General features: G+C 67.7%; 22 protein-coding genes. 14 read left to right on the top strand and 8 right to left on the bottom strand.

Annotated features, from left to right (window positions below; translation table 11 throughout):
- The first annotated feature begins 46 nt into the window (after positions 1-46).
- The 14 genes from dctP to N1F91_RS11820 all read left to right on the top strand — a co-directional run bounded on the left by dctP (position 47) and on the right by N1F91_RS11820 (position 12,778).
- On the top strand, positions 47-1,075 hold the full coding sequence (gene dctP / locus N1F91_RS11885) for a TRAP transporter substrate-binding protein DctP (protein ID WP_289992371.1): 1,029 nt from the start codon (positions 47-49) through the stop codon (positions 1,073-1,075).
- Between the two features lie 65 nt (positions 1,076-1,140).
- Positions 1,141-1,686: a TRAP transporter small permease gene (locus N1F91_RS11880; RefSeq protein ID WP_289992369.1), complete on the top strand. Its 546-nt coding sequence runs from the start codon at positions 1,141-1,143 to the stop codon at positions 1,684-1,686.
- On the top strand, positions 1,679-2,989 hold the full coding sequence (locus N1F91_RS11875) for a TRAP transporter large permease (RefSeq protein ID WP_289992368.1): 1,311 nt from the start codon (positions 1,679-1,681) through the stop codon (positions 2,987-2,989). Before N1F91_RS11880 ends, N1F91_RS11875 begins: the two co-directional genes overlap by 8 nt.
- Positions 2,989-4,155 carry a CoA transferase gene (locus tag N1F91_RS11870; protein WP_289992367.1) on the top strand — a complete coding sequence of 389 codons (1,167 nt, stop codon included), beginning with the start codon at positions 2,989-2,991 and terminating at the stop codon, positions 4,153-4,155. Before N1F91_RS11875 ends, N1F91_RS11870 begins: the two co-directional genes overlap by 1 nt.
- On the top strand, positions 4,152-5,363 hold the full coding sequence (locus N1F91_RS11865) for a CoA transferase (RefSeq protein ID WP_289992366.1): 1,212 nt from the start codon (positions 4,152-4,154) through the stop codon (positions 5,361-5,363). The genes N1F91_RS11870 and N1F91_RS11865 overlap by 4 nt, the downstream gene beginning before the upstream one ends.
- Positions 5,360-6,517, top strand: coding sequence for a thiolase family protein (locus N1F91_RS11860; RefSeq protein WP_289992364.1), 1,158 nt, complete (start codon positions 5,360-5,362; stop codon positions 6,515-6,517). Before N1F91_RS11865 ends, N1F91_RS11860 begins: the two co-directional genes overlap by 4 nt.
- Before the next feature lie 5 nt (positions 6,518-6,522).
- A complete protein-coding gene (locus N1F91_RS11855; protein ID WP_289992363.1) occupies positions 6,523-6,939 on the top strand; it encodes an OB-fold domain-containing protein in 417 nt (138 codons plus the stop codon).
- A gap of 14 nt (positions 6,940-6,953) precedes the next feature.
- Positions 6,954-7,943: a quinone oxidoreductase gene (locus N1F91_RS11850; RefSeq protein ID WP_289992362.1), complete on the top strand. Its 990-nt coding sequence runs from the start codon at positions 6,954-6,956 to the stop codon at positions 7,941-7,943.
- A 7-nt stretch (positions 7,944-7,950) separates the two neighbouring features.
- Positions 7,951-9,027, top strand: coding sequence for an amidohydrolase family protein (locus tag N1F91_RS11845; RefSeq protein WP_289992361.1), 1,077 nt, complete (start codon positions 7,951-7,953; stop codon positions 9,025-9,027).
- Positions 9,028-9,034: 7 nt separating this feature from the next.
- Complete coding sequence (locus N1F91_RS11840; RefSeq protein WP_289992360.1) at positions 9,035-9,892, top strand: GntR family transcriptional regulator; 858 nt, start codon at positions 9,035-9,037, stop codon at positions 9,890-9,892.
- 27 nt (positions 9,893-9,919) lie between these two features.
- Positions 9,920-10,711: an alpha/beta hydrolase gene (locus N1F91_RS11835; RefSeq protein WP_289992359.1), complete on the top strand. Its 792-nt coding sequence runs from the start codon at positions 9,920-9,922 to the stop codon at positions 10,709-10,711.
- Positions 10,712-11,003: 292 nt separating this feature from the next.
- Positions 11,004-11,333 carry a hypothetical protein gene (locus N1F91_RS11830; protein ID WP_289992358.1) on the top strand — a complete coding sequence of 110 codons (330 nt, stop codon included), beginning with the start codon at positions 11,004-11,006 and terminating at the stop codon, positions 11,331-11,333.
- An 81-nt stretch (positions 11,334-11,414) separates the two neighbouring features.
- Positions 11,415-11,813, top strand: coding sequence for a PRC-barrel domain-containing protein (locus N1F91_RS11825; protein WP_289992357.1), 399 nt, complete (start codon positions 11,415-11,417; stop codon positions 11,811-11,813).
- Positions 11,801-12,778, top strand: a complete 978-nt coding sequence (locus tag N1F91_RS11820; RefSeq protein WP_289992356.1) for a CAP domain-containing protein — start codon at positions 11,801-11,803, stop codon at positions 12,776-12,778. Before N1F91_RS11825 ends, N1F91_RS11820 begins: the two co-directional genes overlap by 13 nt.
- Before the next feature lie 64 nt (positions 12,779-12,842).
- Here the strand turns inward: N1F91_RS11820 and N1F91_RS11815 are convergent, their stop codons facing one another.
- The 8 genes from N1F91_RS11815 to N1F91_RS11780 all read right to left on the bottom strand — a co-directional run bounded on the left by N1F91_RS11815 (position 12,843) and on the right by N1F91_RS11780 (position 21,355).
- The gene (locus N1F91_RS11815; RefSeq protein WP_289992354.1) at positions 12,843-13,877 is read right to left on the bottom strand and encodes a sodium:calcium antiporter; all 1,035 of its coding nucleotides are present in this window, start codon (positions 13,875-13,877) and stop codon (positions 12,843-12,845) included.
- Between the two features lie 212 nt (positions 13,878-14,089).
- A complete protein-coding gene (locus tag N1F91_RS11810; RefSeq protein ID WP_289992429.1) occupies positions 14,090-14,983 on the bottom strand; it encodes an intradiol ring-cleavage dioxygenase in 894 nt (297 codons plus the stop codon).
- A gap of 10 nt (positions 14,984-14,993) precedes the next feature.
- The gene (locus tag N1F91_RS11805; protein WP_289992353.1) at positions 14,994-16,748 is read right to left on the bottom strand and encodes an FAD-dependent monooxygenase; all 1,755 of its coding nucleotides are present in this window, start codon (positions 16,746-16,748) and stop codon (positions 14,994-14,996) included.
- Positions 16,741-17,835 (bottom strand): branched-chain amino acid ABC transporter permease, encoded by a 1,095-nt coding sequence (locus N1F91_RS11800; RefSeq protein WP_289992352.1) that lies wholly within the window; start codon positions 17,833-17,835, stop codon positions 16,741-16,743. Before N1F91_RS11800 ends, N1F91_RS11805 begins: the two co-directional genes overlap by 8 nt.
- 7 nt (positions 17,836-17,842) lie before the next feature.
- Positions 17,843-18,706, bottom strand: a complete 864-nt coding sequence (locus N1F91_RS11795) for a branched-chain amino acid ABC transporter permease (RefSeq protein WP_289992351.1) — start codon at positions 18,704-18,706, stop codon at positions 17,843-17,845.
- Positions 18,703-19,413, bottom strand: coding sequence for an ABC transporter ATP-binding protein (locus N1F91_RS11790; RefSeq protein ID WP_289992350.1), 711 nt, complete (start codon positions 19,411-19,413; stop codon positions 18,703-18,705). The genes N1F91_RS11795 and N1F91_RS11790 overlap by 4 nt, the downstream gene beginning before the upstream one ends.
- Positions 19,410-20,636: an FAD-dependent monooxygenase gene (locus N1F91_RS11785; RefSeq protein WP_289992349.1), complete on the bottom strand. Its 1,227-nt coding sequence runs from the start codon at positions 20,634-20,636 to the stop codon at positions 19,410-19,412. The genes N1F91_RS11790 and N1F91_RS11785 overlap by 4 nt, the downstream gene beginning before the upstream one ends.
- Positions 20,633-21,355, bottom strand: a complete 723-nt coding sequence (locus tag N1F91_RS11780) for an ABC transporter ATP-binding protein (protein WP_289992348.1) — start codon at positions 21,353-21,355, stop codon at positions 20,633-20,635. The genes N1F91_RS11785 and N1F91_RS11780 overlap by 4 nt, the downstream gene beginning before the upstream one ends.
- Positions 21,356-21,411: the final 56 nt, after the last annotated feature.

The raw sequence follows: 21,411 nt of genomic DNA, 5'->3' as shown, positions 1-21,411 counted from the left end.
TGGCACGGGCGTCGCAATCGCGCAAGATTGTCTCTGGGAGGAGATCATGCTGAAGATCATGAAGACGATGTTCGCGGCGCTGACCGCGTCCGCGGCGATGACGGCGGTGGCATCCGCCGACACCACCCTGCGCTGGGGCGAGCACCTGCCGCAGTGCTGTTCGATGTATGCGGCCGCGGCGCAGTGGGCCGTCGACGAGACCGCCAAGCGGTCCAACGGCGAGATGAAGATCGACATCCAGTATGGCGGCGTGCTGGCCACGGTGGGCGAGATTCCCACCGCGATCGAGAACGCGGTCATCGACATGGGCAATCTGGTCACGCCCTATTTCCCGGACCAGTTCGTCATCAACAATGCGATCCCCTTCTTCTGGCCGCAGCCGAAGAGCCAGCAGGAACTCGGCGAACTGATGCTGAAATGGCATGCCGAGATTCCGGCCTTCGGCGAGGAACTGGCCAAGTACAAGCTCAAGCTCGTCGCCGTGCGGCCGCTGCCGCCCTACGGCTTCATCTGCAACAAGCCGATCCGCACGCTGGAGGACTTCAAGGGCAAGCGCATCCGGTCCTACGGCGTGGCGCTGCCCGCGACGCTCGAGGCCTTGGGTGCCGTGTCGGTCGGCATGGCGGACGTCGAGGCCTACGAGGCGATGTCGAACAACGTGCTCGACTGCTCGGCCGCCGACATCGCGCTGGTCGATGCCTTCAAGCTGCACGAGGTGGCCAAGTACTTCGTCGACGTGCCGATGGGCGCCTCCTGGGGCCACATCATCGTCATGAACACCGACAAGTACGCATCGCTGACGGATGAGGAAAAGAAGGTCATCGACTCGCTCAAGGGCGACCACCTGACCGAACTGCTGCGCCTCTTCCGGGCCAAGGAAGACGAGCTGAAGGCGAAGTGGAAGGCGGAAGGGACGGTCGAGATCATCGACTCCATCCCGGCCGAGGAATTCCTGAAGGTGACGCTTGGCTCCGACCGGGTCCAGGGCGTTCGCAACAGCTGGAAGGACCGCGCGGTTGCCGCCGGCATGCCGGCCGCCGATGCCGACCGCGTCATCGGCGAACTCACCAACTGACGAGACCCGACGACAGAGGCGCGGCGACGAGCCGCGCCTCCCCTCGCGACCGAAGGAGGATCGCCGTGCAGGACGGGTTCCTGAAGCTCTACAGCCTCTATGGCCGGACGCTCTGGATGTTCGCCGTCCTGGCTGGCGCCTTCACCTTTGCCATCATGGTCGTGATCGACACCAACGCGTTCCTGCGCAAGCTCATCAACTGGCCGCTGCCGGCCGCGCTCGAAATCACCCAGTCGCTGCTGGTCGGCGCGATCATGCTGCCCTTTGCCTATGCGCTGTTCCAGCGCGACCACGTGAGCACGGTGTTCCTGACCTCGCGGCTGTCGCCGGCGACGCGCCGCTGGCTCGCCTTCTTCTGGTCGGTGGTGGGCTTCCTGCTGTTTGCGGCAATCACCTACGGGACCTTCCAGTACGCCATACGGTCCTGGCGCATGAACGAGCAGATCTGGGGCTCGACGATCCAGTTCTCGATCTGGCCCTCGAAGATGGCAGTCAGCCTCGGCACCGCGCTGATCTCCATCCAGTTCCTGCTCGACGCTGTCGGAACGGCGCTGATCCGTGGCTTCAACGAACGGAAACCGGAAGACGAGGCGATGGACGGACATGTCTAGCCTGGCCATCGGTTTTGCGGGCGTCTTCGCCCTTCTGGCCTCCATCCTGCTCGGCGCGCCGATCATGGTGGCGCTCACCGCCGTCGGCTTCGCCGGCCTGATCGCGCTGAACAACTTCACCGCCGCGATCTCGATCGTGGGGACGCTCTACTACTCCGTCGTCAGCAGCTTCCACTTCAGCGTCATCCCGATGTTCCTGCTGATGGGCTTCTTCGCCATGCGGGCGGGCATCGGCAGCGACCTGTTCGACGCCTGCGCCAAATGGTTCGGCCGTCTGCCCGGCGGTCTCGCCATCGCCAGCACCGGTGCGGCGGCGGCCTTCGGCGCCGCGTCCGGATCGAGCGTCGGGACGGCCACGCTGTTCACCAAGCTCGCCCTGCCGGAGATGATCGAGCGCGGTTACGACCGCGGCTTCGGTGCGGCCTCGATCGCGATCGCCGGTACGCTGGCGGTGCTTATCCCGCCGAGCGCGCTGATGGTCGTCTACGGCATCCTGACGAACGCTCCGATCGGACGCCTGCTGATCGCCGGCATCCTGCCCGGCATCGTCTTCGCCGCTCTGATCGGCGCAACCATCCTGATCGTCGCGCTACTCAAGCCGGGCATCGCGCCGGCCGACGACCGCCGCTACTCCTGGCGCGAACGCTTCTGGTCGCTGCGGATGGTCGGGCCGCTCTTCCTCGTCATCGCCATCATGCTGGGCGGGCTCTACGGCGGCGTGTTCACGCCCACGGAGGCTGGCGGCATCGGCGCGCTGGTGACCTTCGTCATGGCGCTGATCCGACAGCGCGGCCTGCGCGGCCTCGGGCTCGGGCGCACCCTGATCGACACGGTGACCCTCACCGCCATGATCTTCGCCATCATCATCGGCGGCCTCCTGTTCGCCCGGTTTCTGGCGCTCAGCGGCGTCTCGGGCGCGATCCACACCGTGCTCGTCGACGGCGGCCTGCCGATCTGGGTGGTCGTGACGATGGTGACGTTCATCTACCTCATTCTGGGAATGCTGATGGACGCGCCTTCGCTGCTCGCCATCTCGCTGCCGATTACCCATCCGGTGATGATGGGGCTCGGCTTCGACCCGCTGTGGTTCGGCGTCTACGTGATCGTGCTGGCCGAGATCGGCGCCATCACGCCGCCCGTCGGCATCAACTGCTTCGTGGTCAAGGGCGCGGCGGGCAACATGGTGACGCTGGAGGAAATCTTCGCGGCGCTCTGGCCCTTCATGATCGCCTGTGCCGTGATGCTGGTGCTCCTGCTGTCCTTCCCGGATCTCGCCCTCTATCTGCCGAGGTCGATGAACTGATGACCGGCGAGACCGCCAGCGGCACCCGCCCTTCCCGGCCCTATTCCGGTGTTCGGGTCCTGGATCTCACCCGGCAGTTCGGGCTCTACGCAGGCCGGCTCTTCGCCGATCTCGGCGCTGAGGTCATCCTGGTCGAGCCCCCCGAAGGGCTGGCGGACAGGCAGGAAGGTCTGACGGGTGATTTCGCCCGTTTCGCCTTCCTCAACGCCAGCAAGAAGAGCATCGTCATCGACGAGGCGGCACAGGGCGCGACGGCTGCGCTGGAGCGGCTGGTGGCACGATCCGACATTGTCCTTCTGGAGCGCGGCGGACCGTTCTACGGCGACGTCGAGCGGGTCGCGGCAATTCAGCCGCGGGCGGTGGTGACGGCGATCTCGCCCTACGGCATGACCGGACCGATGGCCGACGCACCGGCTTCGGACCTCGTGCTCCAGGCGGCGGGCGGCATCGCGTGGATGTCAGGCCGCATCGAGGACGCGCCGCTGTCGCTGCCCTTCGACCAGGCGACGATGGTCGGCTCGATCTATGCCGCGACCGTCACCGCGATCGCGCTGGCCGATGCCGAACGCACCGGCCGAGGCCATGTGATCGACGTGTCGATCCAGGAGTGCATCGCCCATTCGCTGCAGAACGCCGTCCAGGTCTGGGACCTCGAACAGCGGATATCGACCCGTGGCGGCGCTGGCACGCGCGACGCGACCGAGGACATCTTCCCGTGCCGCGACGGCTATGTCTTCCTGGCGTCGCCCCTGTCGCTCGGCGCCTCGTGGCGATCGCTGGTCGCCTGGATGGTCGAGGTCGGCCATCCCTCCGGTGATGCGCTGTCGCAGGACAGATGGGTCGACCGCGAGTGGCGCCTGACGGCCGAAGCGCGTGCCGGGTTCCGGACGCTGTTCACTGCCTTCACGATGGAGCGTGACAAGGAGACGCTGACCGCCGAAGCGCTCGCCCGGCGCATCGTGATGGGACCGGTGAACCGGCTCTCGGAAACCTTCAGTGATCCGCAACTGGCGCATCGCGGCTTCTATCGCTCCGTGCAGCTTGCCGATGGCAGCGCGGTGGCCTTCCCTGGACCGCCTTACAAGCTCGATCCGCAGGTCTGGACCGCGTCCCCCGCCCCTGCGCTGGGATCGGCCGACGCCGGCCTCACGGAGCGCGCAGGATGAAACCGGACTTCCTTTCCGACGTCCGTCTCGCAGACTTCACCTGGGCCGGCGCGGGTCCTTTCGGGACCAAGATCTTCTCCGACTTCGGCGCCGACGTCATCAAGATCGAGAGTTCGGTGCGCCTCGATTCAGTGCGCACCGGCGGGCCGTTCAAGGATCGCAGGTCCGGCGTCAACCGCAGCGGCTACTTCGCCTCGCGCAACACCGGCAAGAAAAGCGTCGTGCTCGACCTCAAGTCGGAGGAGGGACGGCGGATCGCGCACGACATCGTCCGGCACTCGGACGTCGTCTCCAACAATTTCGGCCCGGGGGCGATGGAGCGGCTGGGCATGGACTACGAGACGGTGCGGCGGATCAAGCCCGACATCGTCTACCTTTCGATGCCGATGTATGGCGAGGACGGCCCGCGCGCCGAACTGCTCGGCGTCGGCATGACCATCAGCGCCGTCACCGGCCTGATGTGGTCGACGGGCTACCGCGCCGACGATCCCGTCGGACCGGGCACGCATTATCCCGATCATGCCGCAAACCCGTACCATGCCGCCTTCGCGGTCCTGGCCGCCCTGAGGCACAGGCGGCTGACCGGCGAAGGCATGAAGATCGACCTGTCGCAGGTCGAATCGACCATCAACTTCATCGGCTCGGCCATGGTCCGGTGTGCGGCCGAACAGCACGACAGGCCGCAACCCGGCAACGCGTCGTGGAGGATGGCGCCGCAAGGCATCTATCGCTGCGCCGGCGACGACGCCTGGTGCGCGATCACGGTGGCGACGGACGAGCAGTGGGCCATCCTCGCCGCAATACTCGGCGGCGCCGCGATGGCGGAACGGTTCGCCTCCGTCGAGGCACGCCTGGGCGCGCGGAGCGAGATCGACCGGCTGGTGGGCGCCTGGGCTGCCGAAAAGGGTGCCGATCTCGTCGCGGAGACGCTGCGGACAGCAGGCATTCCCGCCGCCCTCGTGGCGAATGCGCGACACCTGATCGAGCACGACCGTCAGCTGGCGGAGCGCGACTACTGGCAGCGTGTCGCGCACCCGGAACTCGGCCACAGCCTTTACGCCTCCCCGCCCTACCGGGTCGACGGCGAGCGCGTCGAACTCGCGCGCCCGCCTTTGCTGGGCGAGCATACGCGCGACGTGCTGGGCGACCTGCTTGGTTTGTCAGACACCGAACTCGACAGGCTCGAAACCGCCGGAGTGTTCAAATGAAATCGCTGAAGCGCGTGGCCTCCGTCATCGGCGTCGGCCACACCGACTGGGTGAGCGACTGGCATCGGGTGCGGGCCGGCGAACGTCCCGACGACTGCTACGGCTATGCGGCCGGCGCTCTGCGCAATGCACTCGCCGACGCGGGGATCGGCAAGGAGCAGGTCAACGGCCTCATCGTCGGACCGACGACCGCCTATGAACGCATGGCAGAGGTGGTGGGCCTCAACGTCCGCTGGGGCGACCAGGCCGACGCGGTGCTGTCGGTCGTCCAGGCCTGCATGGCGATCGAGTCGGGCGCTGCCGACGTCGTGGCGCTGGTCTACGGCAACGACCAGCGGTCGGTCGGCACGCAGTATGGCGGACCGCAGGCGATGGGCGGCGACCAGTTCCTGTCCTATGTCTACCATGCACCCTGGGGGCTGACCTCGCAGGGAGCGCTCTACGCGCTGATGTTTCGCCGCTTCTGCGAACTCCACGGCGTCAGCGAGCGCGATCTCGGCCATGTCGCGGTGGCCCAGCGCGAGGGATCGTCGCGCAATCCCAACGCCATCCAGCGCAAGCCGATCTCGCTCGACGACTACATGGCCGCCCCCTACATCACCGAGCCGCTCCGGCTCTTCGACTACTGCCTGATCAACGACGGTGGGGTGGCGCTGATCATCGCGGAGGCGGGGCTGGCCAGGAAGCTGTCGCCGCGCGCCGTCAGCATCGAGGCAGTGGGGCGTTTCGACCTGAACCAGGGCGCCACCAGCCTGGAACCGCGCCTGACCGATTTCTACAGGCCGGCACAGCAGGCGGTGGCCGAGCAGATCTTCGGCGCTTCCGGGCTCGATCCGTCGGACATCGACGTGCTGCAGGTCTATGACAGCTTCTCCGTGCACGTGCCGCTGGCGCTGGAGGGCTATGGCTATTGCGGCATCGGCGAATCCGGCCGCTTCATGCGCGAAAAGGGCATCGGTCTCGGCGGCCTCCTCCCGACCAACACCAGCGGTGGCCATCTCTCGGAGTCCTACATGCAGGGCTGGAACCACCAGATCGAATGCGTGCGCCAGGCGCGCGGCGAATGCGGCGACCGCCAGATCGAGAACTGCCGCCGCGTGCACTACACGTCCGACGTCGCCGGCAAGGCCGTCTCGATCATCTACGGAGCGTGAACGCGATGCCGACCCAGACCGCCGCCACCCCGCCCCGCGTCCTGGGGCTCTATGACGAGCCGTTCTGGCGGCACATGAAGGACGACGGGCGCATGCACCTGCAGTGCTGCCGCGATTGCGGCGCCTGGCGCTATCCGCCCGGCCCCGCCTGCCATGCCTGCCTGTCGCCCGCCAGCGACTGGAAGCCGGTCTCCGGCGGCGGCGAGCTCCTGAGCTGGGTGACGTTTCACAAGCAGTACCTGCCGGCCTACCCGGCGCCCTACAACGTCATCGCCGTGCGGCTGGACGAGGGGCCGACGCTGATCAGCAACCTGATCGAGGATCCGGAGCCGGATCAGCGGCCGATCGGCCGCAGGGTGCGCCTGAAGGTCGTCGCCATGGCCGACGGCGTGGCGCTGCCCCGCTTCGAATTCGCGGATTGAAGGGAAGACAGACGATGGTCAAGGCGGTTCGCGTTCATGAATATGGCGGTCCCGAAAAGCTGCGCTACGAGGACGTCGAGATCGGCGAGCCGGGTCCCGGCCAGGCCTATGTGCGGCACACGGCGATCGGGCTGAACTTCGCGGACACGCACAATCGCGAGGGCCGGTATCCGCTGCCGTCCCTGCCGCACGTGCTGGGCGGCGAGGCCGCCGGCGTCGTCGAGAAGGTCGGGCCTGGCGTCACCGACGTGAAGGTGGGCGACCGGGTGGCCTATGCGGCTGGCGGACCGGCCTTCCCGCCCGGCGCCTATGCCGAGGCGCGCCTTTTCGATGCGAGCCGCCTGGTCCTCCTTCCCGACGAGATCGACGACGTGACCGCCGCAGGCATGATCGTGAAGGGATTGACGGCGCAGTATCTGCTCAAGAGCGTCTATCCGGTGAAGCCCGGCGACACGATCGTCGTCCATGCCGCAGCCGGTGGCGTCGGCACGATCCTGACTCAGTGGGCCGCGCATCTCGGCGCGAGGGTCGTCGGTGTCGTCGGCTCGCAGGAGAAGGCCGGCATCGCCCGCGCCAATGGCTGTCATCACGCCCTCGTGTCGAGCGAGGAGGACGTCGTCGCCCGCGTCCGGCAACTGACCGCAGGCGAAGGCGTGCCCGTCGTGTTCGACGGCGTCGGCCGCGACACGTTCCAGCTCTCGCTCGCCTGCCTCAGGCCGCACGGCCTGCTGGTGAGCTACGGCACCGCGTCGGGAAAGGTTCCGCCCTTCGACATCTTCGAGCTCAACCGGATGGGATCGCTTTCCGTGACATGCGCCGCCTTCGCGTGGTTCGTCCGCAGCCGCACCGAACTCCTGTCCCGGGCTAACGACCTCATGGACGTGGTGCTGCGCGGGGCGGTGCGGATCCAGGTCAACCAGACATTCGCCCTTGCCGACGCCGCCGACGCGCACAGGGCATTGGAAAGCCGCCGCACGCAGGGTGCGAGCGTGCTGATCCCGTAGCGCAGCGATGGCCTCCCAAGCCACGCCGAAGCACATTCCCGTCCGCAAGGATTGGCTGGCGCTGCGAACGGAGGAGGCGATCGAACCCGAGCGGCCGATCGTCGACGCCCATCACCACCTCTGGGACAAGCCGGGCGGGCGCTATCTGCTCGACGAGATGCTCGCCGACATCGGCAATGGCCACAACGTGGTGGCCACCGTCTTCGTGGAGGGCAAGTGCCATTGGCGGACCGACGGTCCGGAAGCCATGCGCCCCGTCGGCGAGACCGAAATGGTCGCGGACATTGCGGAAGACGCGGTGATGCGGGAGGCCGCCGCGCATGTCGGCGCTGCGATCGTCGGCTATGCGGACCTGCGCCTCGGCGAGGCGGTGGGTCCGGTGCTCGACGCGCATGTCGAGGCCGGCCGGGGACGCTTTCGCGGCATTCGCGACACCAGTGCCTGGCATGCCGACCCGGAAGCCCGCGGGTCGGTGATCGTCCAGCCTGCGGGCATGCTGTACGACCCGGGCATACGGGCCGGACTGGAGCAGCTTGCGCGGCGCAAACTCGTCTTCGACGCCTGGATGTACCACACGCAGCTGATCGACGTGATCGATCTCGCGCACGACCTTCCGCAACTGGCCATCGTGCTCAACCATGTCGGCGGGCCGATCGGCAACGGCCCCTATGCGGGTCGCCGCGGAGAGGTGGCGCAGGACTGGCGACACTTCATGATGCGGCTGTCGCGGTTCGACAACGTCGTGGTCAAGCTTGGCGGGTTTGGCATGCCGATGACCGGCTTCGATTTCCACGAGCGGCCCCTGCCGCCGACCTCGCGGGACCTGTCGTCCGCCTGGGGCGACACCATGGGCGCGGCAATCGACATCTTCGGAGCCGAACGCTGCATGTTCGAGAGCAATTTTCCAGTGGACAAGGGAACGGCTTCCTATCCAGTGTTGTGGAACGCCTTCAAGAAGATCGCGTCGCGTCGAACGGAGACCGAGAAGGATGCGCTGTTCTTCGAAACGGCGCGGCGGGTCTACGGCCTGACGTGTGTCGACAGGCGGGGAGAATTGTCGTCGCGAATGGCCGAAACGGGATGATCGACGGATGCCGGGCCTAAGCAGCACTCGACTGGACGATGCGGGCGTGTCCGGGCTGGCCGGTCCATCGCCGCGCGGGCTCGACCGGCCGCGCGGCAAGGACGGCAAGATGCTGCCGGAGGCATCGCTGGCCCAGGCGCAGCACGTCATCCGCTCCGTGGTGGCAAGCCGACACGACCGGCCCTCGCTGGTGGCGCAGATCGCCTCCGAGATCGGCGCCGAGATCGTGGAAGCGGTGATACCGCAGGGGCACGATCTCAACACGGTGGATCTGGCACGCCGGTACCACACGTCGAGGACGCCGGTTCGCGAAGCGCTGATCCTGCTCGAAAACGAAGGGCTGGTCGACATCCCCCCTCGCCGGCGCCCGCGGGCGCACATCCACACGATGACCGAGGTCTCGGAGATTTACCGGACCCGGACGGTGCTGTTCGAGCTGATGGCGATCGACCTCGCCAAGAAGGCGACTGACGATCACATCGCCGCGCTGGAAGCGATCCTCGAGCGCATGCGCGCGGCCGTGGCGATCGACGACGTCATCGCCTTCTCCTGGCTGAGCGTCGAATTCCACGACAAGGATACCCGCGCCTCCGGCAACATGACGGCGAAGCGGATTCACGATTCGCTGCTGCTGCGCACGCTGGCCATCCGGCGGCTGAGCCTGGCGTTGCCGGGCCGCATGGCGAAGTCGTTCGAAGACCATACCCAGTTGGTGAAGGCCTACGTCAACCACGATTCCAACCTCGCCGGCGCGATCCTGCGTGCCAACCATACAGCAGCCCTGGCAGCGCTGGAGCGGCACTTCCAGCAGACGGGCGCCCTGCGCTTCGCCGACGTCGCCGCCCAGCCGGCGCAGGCGCGGTAACCGCAGCGCCAGCGGCAGGGTCCACCGATGCAACTCGACGGCAATCTCAATTTCGAACGGGCAGGCAACCGCGCCGGGCGCACTCTGCTGCTTGTTCATGCAATGGGCGCCGACCTGACCTTCTGGGAGTCGTGCCGGTCGGTCTGGGAGCCGCATCTCGAATGCGTGGCGATCGACCAGCGGGGCGCAGGCCGGTCGCCGGCGTCCCCGGCGCCGCTGTCGCCTGCCGACCACGCGGCCGATCTCGCCGCCTTCTGCCAGCGCGAGAGCCTCGGCCCGGTCGTCGTCATCGGCTGCGCCGTCGGCGCCATGGCGGCGGCCCTGCTTGCCGCGCGCCGACCGGATCTCGTCGAGATGCTCGTCCTTTCCAACCCCGGATACCGGATCGACGAGGCGGCGCGGTCCGCGCTCGCCACACGGGCTGCGACCGCGCGTGCCGGAGGCATGGCCGCGATCCTTCCGGCCGCAACGTCGGCTGCCTTCGAGGGTTGCCCCGACGACGAGCGGCAGCGCGCCTATGTCGCGCGCTTTGCCGCGCTGGACCCGCAGGCCTATGCCCTTCAGATCGAGGGGATGTTGGAAGCCGACATTTCCGCAGTTGCAGGGTCGATCACCTGTCCCACCCTGATCGTCGCCGGCGGACGGGACCGCCTGCTTCCGGCCCGCCACGCCGAAGCCATCCATGCCGCCATGCCCGGCTCGCGACTTGTGCGCTTCGAGGATGGCGCCCACTTCATTCCGTATCAGCAACCGGAGCGTTTCGCGCATGAAGTGCTGACCTTCATCGCCCAGGCGGCGGGCGGGACGGCAGACTCTTGACCCGAAGCCTTCGCCATTGATGTGGGCGGCGGACACGCTTTGCCGGCAGCCTGGCCTGCTCCGGCCCCCTCGGCCGAGATAGCGACGCAGACCATTGCTCGCCAGGCCTCGCCAGGGTCCGTCGATGATGTCCGGGCGACGATGTCCCTGGGCTGACTTGCCGTCGAAAGAGGCCCGCCATCACCCCTCGGCCGGGAACCGACAGCCCGTGCTTCCGTGTCAAAGTCCTCGGCCGGCGGAACTTCCCGATCCCCGCGCGGTTGCATGCGCGAGAAGCCCAGGAAGGAGAAGGATGATGCAGGACGATCGAAGGACGACGCGGCCGCGCGCTTCCGATGAGGCATCGATCGCCTCCGGCAGCGGCACCGAAAACCGCCATGAACGCCGCGGCGGCGAGCCCGACGCCGGCGATCTGCGCGACCCGAAGGAGGTCTGGTCAGACGCTGAGACGAGCCCGCGTCCCGACGGCGAGACCACCGGCATGCCGGGGCGTGTGGCTGACCCCGGCGACCTCGGCAAGGCCAATCCCCAGCCCTACTCGACCGAGACCCAGGCTGATTCGCTGGCGCGGCAGACCGAACGGACCGGGGAAGAGCGTGCGGCGGAGAAGCCGAAACGCTGAGGCCGGGGCGGCGCGGCTTGCGGAACTTTCGGCGCGGGCATCGGTTTCGGAAGGGAAGTTCAACCTGACGGAGTAGACCGCATGAAGCCCACATTCGCCATCCTGTTTGCCACCACCCTCCTCGCGGCACCCGCTCTTGCCCAGCAGTCCCCGGCGCCTGCGCCCGCGCCCGCCGCCGGTGACGTCCTCGTCGAGATCGAGCGCGACGAGACCATCGTTCCCGGCCTCGGCATTTCGGTGGACGAACTGGAAGACATGCGCATCTTCGGGGCCAATGGTGAGGAGATCGGCGAGATCGACGACGTGCTCGGCGATGCGGCCGGTCAGCCTTCGGCGGTGACGCTGGAGGTCGGCGGCTTTCTCGGCATGGGCGAGCGCGAGGTGGTGATCGGACTCGACGAGATCGAGGTCATCGGCCTGCGCCTGACCCTCAACCGCACGCGCGAGCAGATCGAGGCACTGCCCGAATGGGCCGACTGATCGTGCCGCTGAAGCCAGGCCTCCGTCACGCCGCCCCCGCCCTGATCGCGGGCGCGCTCGTTCTCGGGGCGAGTGGGACGCTGGCGCAGCCGGTAACCCATGATGATCCTGCCCTTCGCGAACGAGCGCTCGAACTGGTGAATTCCGCCCGCGCGGAAAACGAGCTTCCGGCGCTCGAAGCCGACGACGTACTCGACGAGGCGGCGCTGGCGCATGCCCGCGACATGGCAGAGCGGGATTTTTACGCGCATGAATCGCCGGAGGGCGAGACGGTGCGCGACCGCTTCATGGAGGCCGGCGGCAGCCGCTGGAAACTGGTGGCCGAGAACCTCGCCCGTTGCGAGGGATGTCCCACTCCTCCGGGCGTGGAGCGTGTCGAGGGTTTCCAGAGCGGCTGGATGGATAGCCCCGGTCACCGCGCCAACATTCTGGCACGGGGGCTCGAAGGGTTCGGCTTCGCCATCGTCACGGATGACCGCACAACCTATGCCGTACAGACCTTCTCCGGCCCCGGTGCGCCGGAGGGCCTTCAGCCGGGTGAGGAACAGACCGCCCTCGCCGCCGAGGATGTATCCGAACGCGCGCTCAGCGCCCTGAACCGGGCCCGCAGGAACGAGAGTCTTGCGCCGCTCGAATCGAACGCAGCGCTCGACCGCGTCGCCGCGCAACTGATCGCCGGCGGCGATGGCGACCGGCTGATCGACGGTTCGGGGGACCTCTTCGACAAGTTGCCGGAGGGCGAACGACGCGACTGGTCCGGCCTCAACGTCGTCGCTGCCGGATGCGGCGGCTGCGGCGCCACGCCGACCGCGGCCGACATCCGGCGCTTCGTTCAGCAGTGGCTGGACAATCCGGCCTATGAAGGCACGCTCCTCGGCGGTTCGGCCGATCACGCCGGCTTTGCCATGGACGCAGACGGCGAAGGCCGCAAGGTTGCCGTCGCCGTCGTCGGAACCCGCCGCTGATAGCGACCCGGTGGCTGTGCTGTCTGGCCAAGATTCGCGGAGGCATGGCCTTGCGTCCAGCCGATCAGACGAACAGCACGACGACCGAGAAGGCATAGAGGAGGAGCACGCCGACGCTTTCGAATCCGATCCCTCCTGGACCACTTCGCTCGCGGCGGATCATGCCCAGCAGCAGGACGCCCGTCATGATCATGGCAATCAGCGCCGTGCTGCGGTCGGCCTCGCTCATCGCCGAATAGATGGAGCCGTCGTAGAAGAGGTCGGCAGCGGAGAGAAACATGACCTCGAAGGAGTTTCCTCCGACCACGTCTCCGACGGCAAGGCTGACGGCGCCGATCCGCACCGCGGCGATGGCCGTGACCAGTTCGGGCAGCGAGTTGGCGATGGCGGCAAAGACCGTCCCGACCGCCGTCTGCGACAATCCCGATCTCGCAACCAGCGCCAGGCTCGCTTCGCCGATGGCATAGCCGGCTGCGGCGGTGAAGCCCGCGAGCACGATGAAGCGGATCCACAGCGACCGGTCGGAATCCGCTCTCTGGCCTTCGTCTTCGGGTTCGGAGAGCGCCTGGCGCGTCTCGTCCGTCTGGACCGGTGTCCACATGGGTTCGTCGTGGATCTGCGTCAGGAGCCGCAGCCCGAAGGCGTAGGCAACGATGATGGCGAGGGACGCCGGATGGATGCCGAACATCGCGAAGTCCGGCTGGGCGTTGGCAAAGAGCGGGATGGCCAGCAGCACCACCAGCAGGACACCCTGCCCGAGGCCGGTGACGCTGGCAGCCGCATGTTCCAGATTGGCGCGGCGATAGAAGATGTCGGCGACGGCGATGAAGGCCGTCTGGGCGGTCAGCCCGCCGAGCGCGTTGCCGATAGCCAGTTCCGGCGCATCCTGCGCGGCGGTCGAAATCGAGGTGATGGCGCCGGGGAGCGACGTTGCCGCACCGACGAACAGGGCTCCGGCGATGACTTCGCCCATTCCCGTCCGATCTGCCAGCTTGTCGGCGACGGACGAGAGCTTGACGCCCGCCACGCCGATCACGGCGGCGGCCGCGACGAAGACGCCGCCGATGACCCACAGCGAATGGGACGCGAGATCGATCACCGGCCCACCGCCGGCGCCCGCAGGCACTCCTGCTCGGCTGGTTCCCGTGGAAGTATGGTTCGCGTCGGATGCGTCACAGGCTCAAAGGTGCCAGTTCATCGTTCCCGACGCGAACCCCGTTCCCCGCGATTCCGTTCCATTGCGGCTGCGATTCCGTGGCCGGCGCGACTTGAGGCGCGACCGACGCCCGAGCCGGTTCTGCCCCCTGCGCCTCAGGCCCCGGTCGCGCTGTCGCGCGCCAGCACGAAGTCGTGCTCGACCGACCAGAACCACCCCGGGAAGCCGAGATCCTTGGCCCGTGCGGGGTCGTCGACCCGGACGAACTCGGCCAGCAGGCTTTCCTTGACGCCGAACACCGCGTCCGTCCCGATGTAGGGGTCGTGAGGGTCGAAGATGTGGGTGGTCAGCGTCTCGAAGCCGCCTGCCTTGATGATGTAGTGCAGGTGCGCAGGCCGGAACGGATGGCGACCGAGGCGGCCGAGCAGCTTGCCCACCGTTCCGTCGTCTGGGATCGGGTAGAATTTCGGTTTCACCGCGCGGAACCAGTAGCGGCCATCGGCGCCGGTGCGGAAGATGCCGCGCAGGTTGAAGTCGGGCTGGATGCCCTTCTGCTGCACGTCGTAGAAGCCTTCGTCGTTGGCCTGCCAGACGTCGATGACCGCGTCGGCGACCGGCCGGCCCTCGGTATCGAGGATGCGGCCCGACACCACCATGTCCTCGCCCTTGGCGTCGAGGCAGATGTTCGCGCCCATCGGCAGTTCCGGCGCGTCGGCGACGTGAAAGGGTCCGAGCACCGTGCTTTCCGAAGCGCCGGACGGCTTGCGGTTGTTGATCGCGTCGACCAGCATCGAGACGCCGAGCACGTCGGAGAGCAGGATGAATTCCTGCCGCCATTCGTTGCAGAGGTGGCCGGTCTTCGTCAGGAACTGGATCGCCTCCATCCATTCGTCCTGCGTCGGCTCGATCTCCTTCACCGCTTCATGCAGCTTGCGGGTGATCACCTCCATGGCGAATTTCAGCCGCTCGTCCTTCGCCAGCGCGTTGCGGCCGGTGACGACGGCGACAGAGTTCTCCTCGGTGAAATAGCCCTTCTCGTGCTCGTGCATCATCGTCTCCTCAGCGTGCCAGAATCTGCGTCAGGACACGGCGGAGCTCGGCCGCCGGATCCGCCGGCATCGCCTCGCTGCGCCAGGCGACGTGCTGGTCGGGACGCACGAGCACCACGCCGCCGTCGCGCACCTCGCGGGCGCGCGCCCAGTCGCCGGTAAAGTCCTGCCAGTGCTGGCGCGGTCCGATGACGTGGGCTGCGATGTCGATGCCGAGCTCGGCTCCGACCGTCCTCGCCGCCTCGATCCAGCCCTGGCCGCCGATGCCGGTGAAGATGGTGAAGCGTCCCTGCCCGGCCAGATCGAGCGACGACACCCTCTCGCCCCGGTCGTCGAAGAGCCAGACATGGGGCAGCCGGGCGCCGGGCCAGGTCGTCGGCTGGTAGTGCAGTTCGCGGTCCTTCTCGAAGGCCGGCTCCGGCTGGCCGTCGGTCATGATCGCATCGGACGCATAGCGCTGGTTCATCTCGACGCCATGTGCGTCGAACTCGTAGACCTTGAAGGCGATCGCCTTGCGGATCGCCGCGCGCTGTTCCTCGGCCTCGGCGGTGTCGTCGCAGCGCGCATCCATGTTCTGCTGCATCTTCACCGGATCGATGGAATCGAGCAGGCCGAGCGCCTTGAAGATCGGCCCGAACTCCTCGATCGACTGGTTGGCACGGGTGACGATCTGTTTGGCGATGGGCGCGCGCTCGGTCGAATAGCTGTCGAGGAGCCTTTGGCCCGCCTGCCCCTTCACCACCATGGCGAGTTTCCAGGCGAGGTTGAAGCCGTCCTGGATCGAGGTGTTGGAGCCGAGCCCGTTCGACGGCGGGTGCCGGTGCACGGCATCGCCCATGCAGAACACGCGGCCGTTCTGGAGGTGCGTGGCGTACATGTTGTTGACGGTCCAGGTGTTGGCGGAGATCAGCTCGATCTCCAGCTCCGGGTCGCCGACCAGATCGCGCGCCACCTTGGTGGCCATCGCCGCGTCGACTGCCGGGGCCGGTTCGTTGATGTCGTAGCCCCAGACGATGAGCCACTCGTTCCAGGGCCGCACCATGCGGACCAGGCCCATGCCGATGCCGCCGACATTGGAGCCCGGCTGCATCACCCAGTAGAGCACCGACGGCCGGTGCGCGACGTACTTGGACAGGTCGGCGCGAAACAGGATGTTCATCGAGCCGGCGACGCCCATCTTGCCCTCGAAGGGCAGGCCGGCATGCTCGGCCACCAGCGAATTGCCGCCGTCGGCGCCGACGAGGAACTTCGAGCGGATGGTGAACTCGCGGTTGGTCAGTCGGTCGAGGCAGGTCGTGGTGACGCCCTCGTCATCCTGCTCGTGCCGGAGATACTGTGTCGACATGCGTGCCTGGGTGCCGCGCGAGCACGCCGTCTTGAACAGGATCGGCTCCATGAAGGTCTGCGGCAGGTCGTTCATGTGCGAGGGCGACGACAGGAGATGCTCGGCGCGCGACAGCGGGTGCTTGCCCCAGCTCTTCATGCGTCCGATCTCCTCGCCGGCAAGCGACGTGCAGAAGATGTTCTCGCCCATCAGGTCCTGGTGCGTGGCGTGGAGATAGGCCTCCTTTTCGACCTCCGGACCGAGGTCGCGCAGCACTTCCATCGTGCGCTGGTTGGTGATGTGGGCACGCGGCGTATTGGCCAGCCAGCGGTAGCGGTTCACCACCATGTTCTCGATCCCGTAGGTCGAGAGCAGCGCGGCCGTGGCAGAGCCCGCCGGGCCGGTGCCGATGATGAGAACGTCCGTGGATATGTCAGCCATGCGGCCCTCCCCTGGTGCCTTGATGATCGATGGATGGTCCGCCCTTCAGGATGCGGCGGACGGGAAAGAACTGGATGCCGGTGCGATCGCTGAAGAGCCCCCACAGCCCGCGCGGCGCAAACAGCATGACCGCGATGCCGATCAGTCCGAGCACCAGCAGGTACCAGGAGCCGAAGTCGGCGAGCGACTTCTGCAGCACGAAGAACACGATGACGCCGATGATCGGGCCTTCGAGCGTGCCGATGCCGCCGATCACGACGATGAAGATGACATAGGCGGTCCAGTCGATGACGGAGAAGGCTGCATCCGGCGAGATGCGCGCCTTCTGGACGTAGATCAGCGCGCCGGCCATGCCGGTGACGAAGGCGACGCAGACATAGACCGCCCACTTGATGCGCCGCGCGTCGACGCCCACCGAGCGTGCCGCCTCCTGGTTGTCGCGCACGGCCGAGAGGCCGAGGCCCTGGCGGGTGCGCAGCAGCCAGTAGATGAAGCCGATGGTCGCGCAGCAGAGCAGCAGCGCCAGCCAGTAGGTCAGGATGTCGGCCGCCTGCGAGGCGCGAACGGAGAAGGCTTCGGCAATCCACTGCACGGCCGCCATGTCGCGCGTGGCGGCATTGGGCAGCGACGTGCCGGTGCCGCCGCCGAGCGCGCGCCACTGGGCAAGCACGAGCCGCACGACTTCCGCCACAACCCAGGTTCCGATGGCGAAATAGGCGCCCTGCAGGCGGAACACGAAGAAACCTGTGGCCACCGAAAGCAGCGCCGCAGCCATGCCGGCGATCAGGATGGCCAGCATCGGATCGAGCCCGCCGAGGCTGACACAGGCGAACATCGCATACGCACCGAAGCCGACGAAGGCCTGCTGCCCGACCGAGACGAGCCCGGCATAGCCGGCGAGCAGGTTCCAGTTCTGCGCCAGAACCAGCATGGTCAGGATCAGGAACAGGTCCTGCAACAGGCTGCGCGAGACGAAGAGCGGGGCAGCGAAGGCCAACGCGATCAGGACAACCGCGAAGAAGGCGAAGCCGGTCGCCGCGCGCGTCCGCGTCTCGACCGTCCAGCCGGAGGAGGAAGGTGCTGACATCGCGGCCTCAGTCGTTGGCGCGCGGGAACAGCCCGCGCGGCCTGAGCAGGAGCACCAGAAGGAAGGCGACGTGGCCGGCCAGGATCTGCCATTCCGGGTTGATCGCGGCCCCCATCGTCTGCGCCACGCCGATGATGACGCCGCCGGCGAGTGTGCCCCAGAACGAGCCCAGCCCGCCGATGATCACGGCCTCGAAGGCATAGATCAGCCGCGCCGGGCCGATGGTCGGGTCGATGTTCGACCGCGTGCCGAGGTAGAGCGCGGCAATGGTTACGACGATCATGGCGATGCCGGTCGCGGTGGCGAAGAGCCGCTTCGGGTCGACGCCCATCAGCCCGGCCGTGACCGGGTCGTCGGAAGTCGCGCGGAAGGCGCGGCCGAGCGCGGTGCGGTAGAACAGCGCGTTCAGCGCCACGATGACGGCGACCGCCGACAGGAAGGTGAGCAGCGGCATGACGCCCACAGCGATCGGCCCGAGGCTGACGGAGGCCGCTTCCAGGCCGCCGACGGAGATGCGGCGGCTGTCGGCGGAGAAGCCCTCGAGCAGCGCGTTCTGGATGACGATCGACAGGCCGAAGGTGACGAGCAGCGGCGGCAGGATGTCGTCGCCGAGCGTGCGGTTGAGCACGACATACTGCAGGCCCCAGCCGAGGCAGAACATCACCGGCATCGCCACCAGCGCGGCCAGGAACGGGTTCAGCCCGAGCGCCGAGACGATGACGAGGATCAGGAAGGCGCCGAGCACGATCAGGTCGCCATGGGCGAGGTTGACCAGGCGCATGACGCCGAAGACGAGGCTCAGCCCCGCCGCGAACAGCGCATAGAGCCCGCCGAGCAGCACGCCCTGGACGATGGTGTCGACCCAGATCATGCGTGCACCCCGAAATAGGCGGCGTGGATGTCCTCCCGCGACAGCTCGGCGGGGCGGCCGGACAGCGTGACGCGGCCCTCCATCATGCAATAGACGCGGTCCGCCACCTTCAGCGCCTGGCCGATGTCCTGCTCGACGATGACGAGCGAGGCGCCGGCCGCGCGAATCTGCGGAAAGGCAGCATAGATGTCGCGGATCACGACGGGCGCGAGGCCGAGGCTGATCTCGTCGCAGAGCAGCACGCGCGGGTTCGACATCAGCGCCCGTCCGATCGCCACCATCTGCTGCTGCCCGCCCGACAGCGCGGTGCCCGGATTGTTGCGCCGCTCCTTCAGCACAGGAAACAGGCCGTAGACCGTCTCCAGCCGCCACGGCCCCTCGACCTTGCGGCCAAAGCAGCCCATCAGGAGGTTTTCCTCCACCGAGAGCGACGGGAACAGCTTGCGCCCTTCCGGCACCATGGCGATGCCGCGCGCCATCACCTGCGCGGCCGGCAGCGCGCCGATCGGCTGCCCGTCGAACGCCACCTCGTCGGGACCGTTGACGAGCACGCCGGCGATGGAGCGCATCAGCGTCGTCTTGCCGGCCCCGTTCGCCCCGATGATGGCGACCGTCTCGCCGGCGTCGAGCTGCATGTCGACCCCGAACAACGCCTGGAAATCTCCATAACGGGCCGTCAGGCCTCTCGTTTCGAGCAGCGCGTTCACTCGGCCCTCCGGGTGAAGCCCGCGATCTGGCGGTAGCGGCTTGCCACCGCCTCGACTTCGTGCGGCGCGATCAGATCCTCGATCCGGTCGTCCGGTCCCTTGATCCGCGCATCCGCAATGTCGAGCACCTGCTCGGGGCCTGCCTGCCTGTTGGCGAGCACGACGGCGGAGGTCTTTGGTCGCCGATCCGCCTCGTATGCTGCAAGGCCGTCGACGAGCGAGCCGGCCCCGGCCAGGTGCGCGGCGAGCGCGCCGCCATCCACCACGGCCTGCGAGGCGCCGTTGGCGCCGATCGGATACATGGGATGGGCGGCGTCGCCCAGCAGCGTGACACGGCCCTGGCCCCAGGAGGCGAGCGGGTCGCGGTCGATCATCGGATATTCCAGCACCGTCTCGGTCGCTTCCATCAGGGCCACGATGTCGATGTCGGGCATGCGGAAGCCGCGGAAGGCGTCGACGAAGCTGCGGTCGCCGCGATCCGCCCAGTCCGCCTCGGTCGCGGGGCGCGGCCGGTCGTGACGGACCTCTGCAACCCAGTTGACCAGCGCCCGCCCGCGCTGCCGGGCCTCTTCCGAGATCGGGTAGCAGACGAACTTCACGTCGTGATTGCCGGCGATGAACATCGTCCGCCCGTCGCCGAACGGCGCGCGCTCCACCGCGCCGCGATACATCATCATGCCCTCGGCATGAGCCGGGCCTTCGTTCGGGTGCAGGATGCGGCGCACCCGCGAGTGGAAGCCGTCGGCACCGACGAGCAGATCGCCCCTGACCAGCAGGGTTCGTTCGTCGGCGGCGCGGAAGATCGCGGTCACACCGTCTCCGTCCTGCTCGAACTCCTGCAGCCGCATGCCGGCCCGCACCGCGTCCGGACCGAGCCGCTCGCGGACCGCGTCGAGGAGCAGCATCTGCAGCTGGCCGCGATGGATGGAGTACTGCGGATGCTCAAAACCGGCTTCGATGCCGCGCAGGTCCGACGCGACGAGATGGCCATAGCGGGTGCGGTACTCGATCGCACGCGTCCGCACACCGATCCTGTCAAGCCGGTCGGCAAGGCCAAAGCCATGCAGCAAGCCGGCTCCGTGCGGCAGGAGATTGATGCCGACGCCGAGTGGCCGGATTGACGAAACCGCTTCGAAGACGGTGACGTCGTGCCCCTTCGCGTGAAGCGCGAGCGCCGCGGCCAGCCCGCCGATGCCGCCGCCGATGATGATGGCACGTGTCATATGTCGAGCCCCAGATAGATTTCGCGCACCTCCTTGGAGGCCATGATGTCGTCGGGCCTGCCCATGCCGATCACCTTGCCGAAGTCGAGGACGAGGAGCCGCTCCACGACCGAATTCAGCGCATGAAGCACGTGCTCGATCCAGATGATCGACATGCCGGATCTGTGGATGTCGCGGATGGTACCGACGAGCGCCGTGCATTCGCCCTCGGTCAGTCCGCCGGCGATTTCGTCGAGCAAAAGCACTCTGGGCGCCGTGGCGAGCGCGCGCGCGAGTTCAAGCCGCTTGCGCTCGAGCAGTGAGAGTTGCCCCGCCGGCACGTTGGCGCGGCCGATCAGCCCGGTCTGGACGAGGATGTCGCCGCAGCGCGCCGCCACCTCGGCTTCCCGCGCACGGGAGCCGAACGCGCCGGCGACGAGCAGGTTCTCGAACACGGTCAGTTTCGCGAAGGGTTGCGGAATCTGGAAGGTGCGGCCGATCCCCATCAGGCAGCGCTGCATGGGCGGTGCATTCGTGACGTCGCTGCCTTCGAAGACGATCCGCCCGCCGTCGACCCGCAGGTTGCCCGTGATCAGGTTGAACAGCGTCGACTTGCCGGCGCCGTTCGGCCCGATGATGCCGAGCGCCTCGCCCGGGGCCAGCGAAAACGTCACGCCGTCGGCCACCGTCAGGGCGCCGAACCGCTTGTTGACGGCCGAAATGTCGAGCACGGGCTGCACGCCGTCGGGCCTCCTTGCCGCGAACCGGTTTCATATGGCGGGGACGGGCGGACCGC

Source organism: Aquibium sp. ELW1220 (assembly GCF_030398385.1).
Classification (GTDB): Bacteria; Pseudomonadota; Alphaproteobacteria; order Rhizobiales; family Rhizobiaceae; genus Aquibium.
Note: the sequence above shows the minus strand (reverse complement) of the source record. Positions and strands in the feature narration are given on the sequence as shown.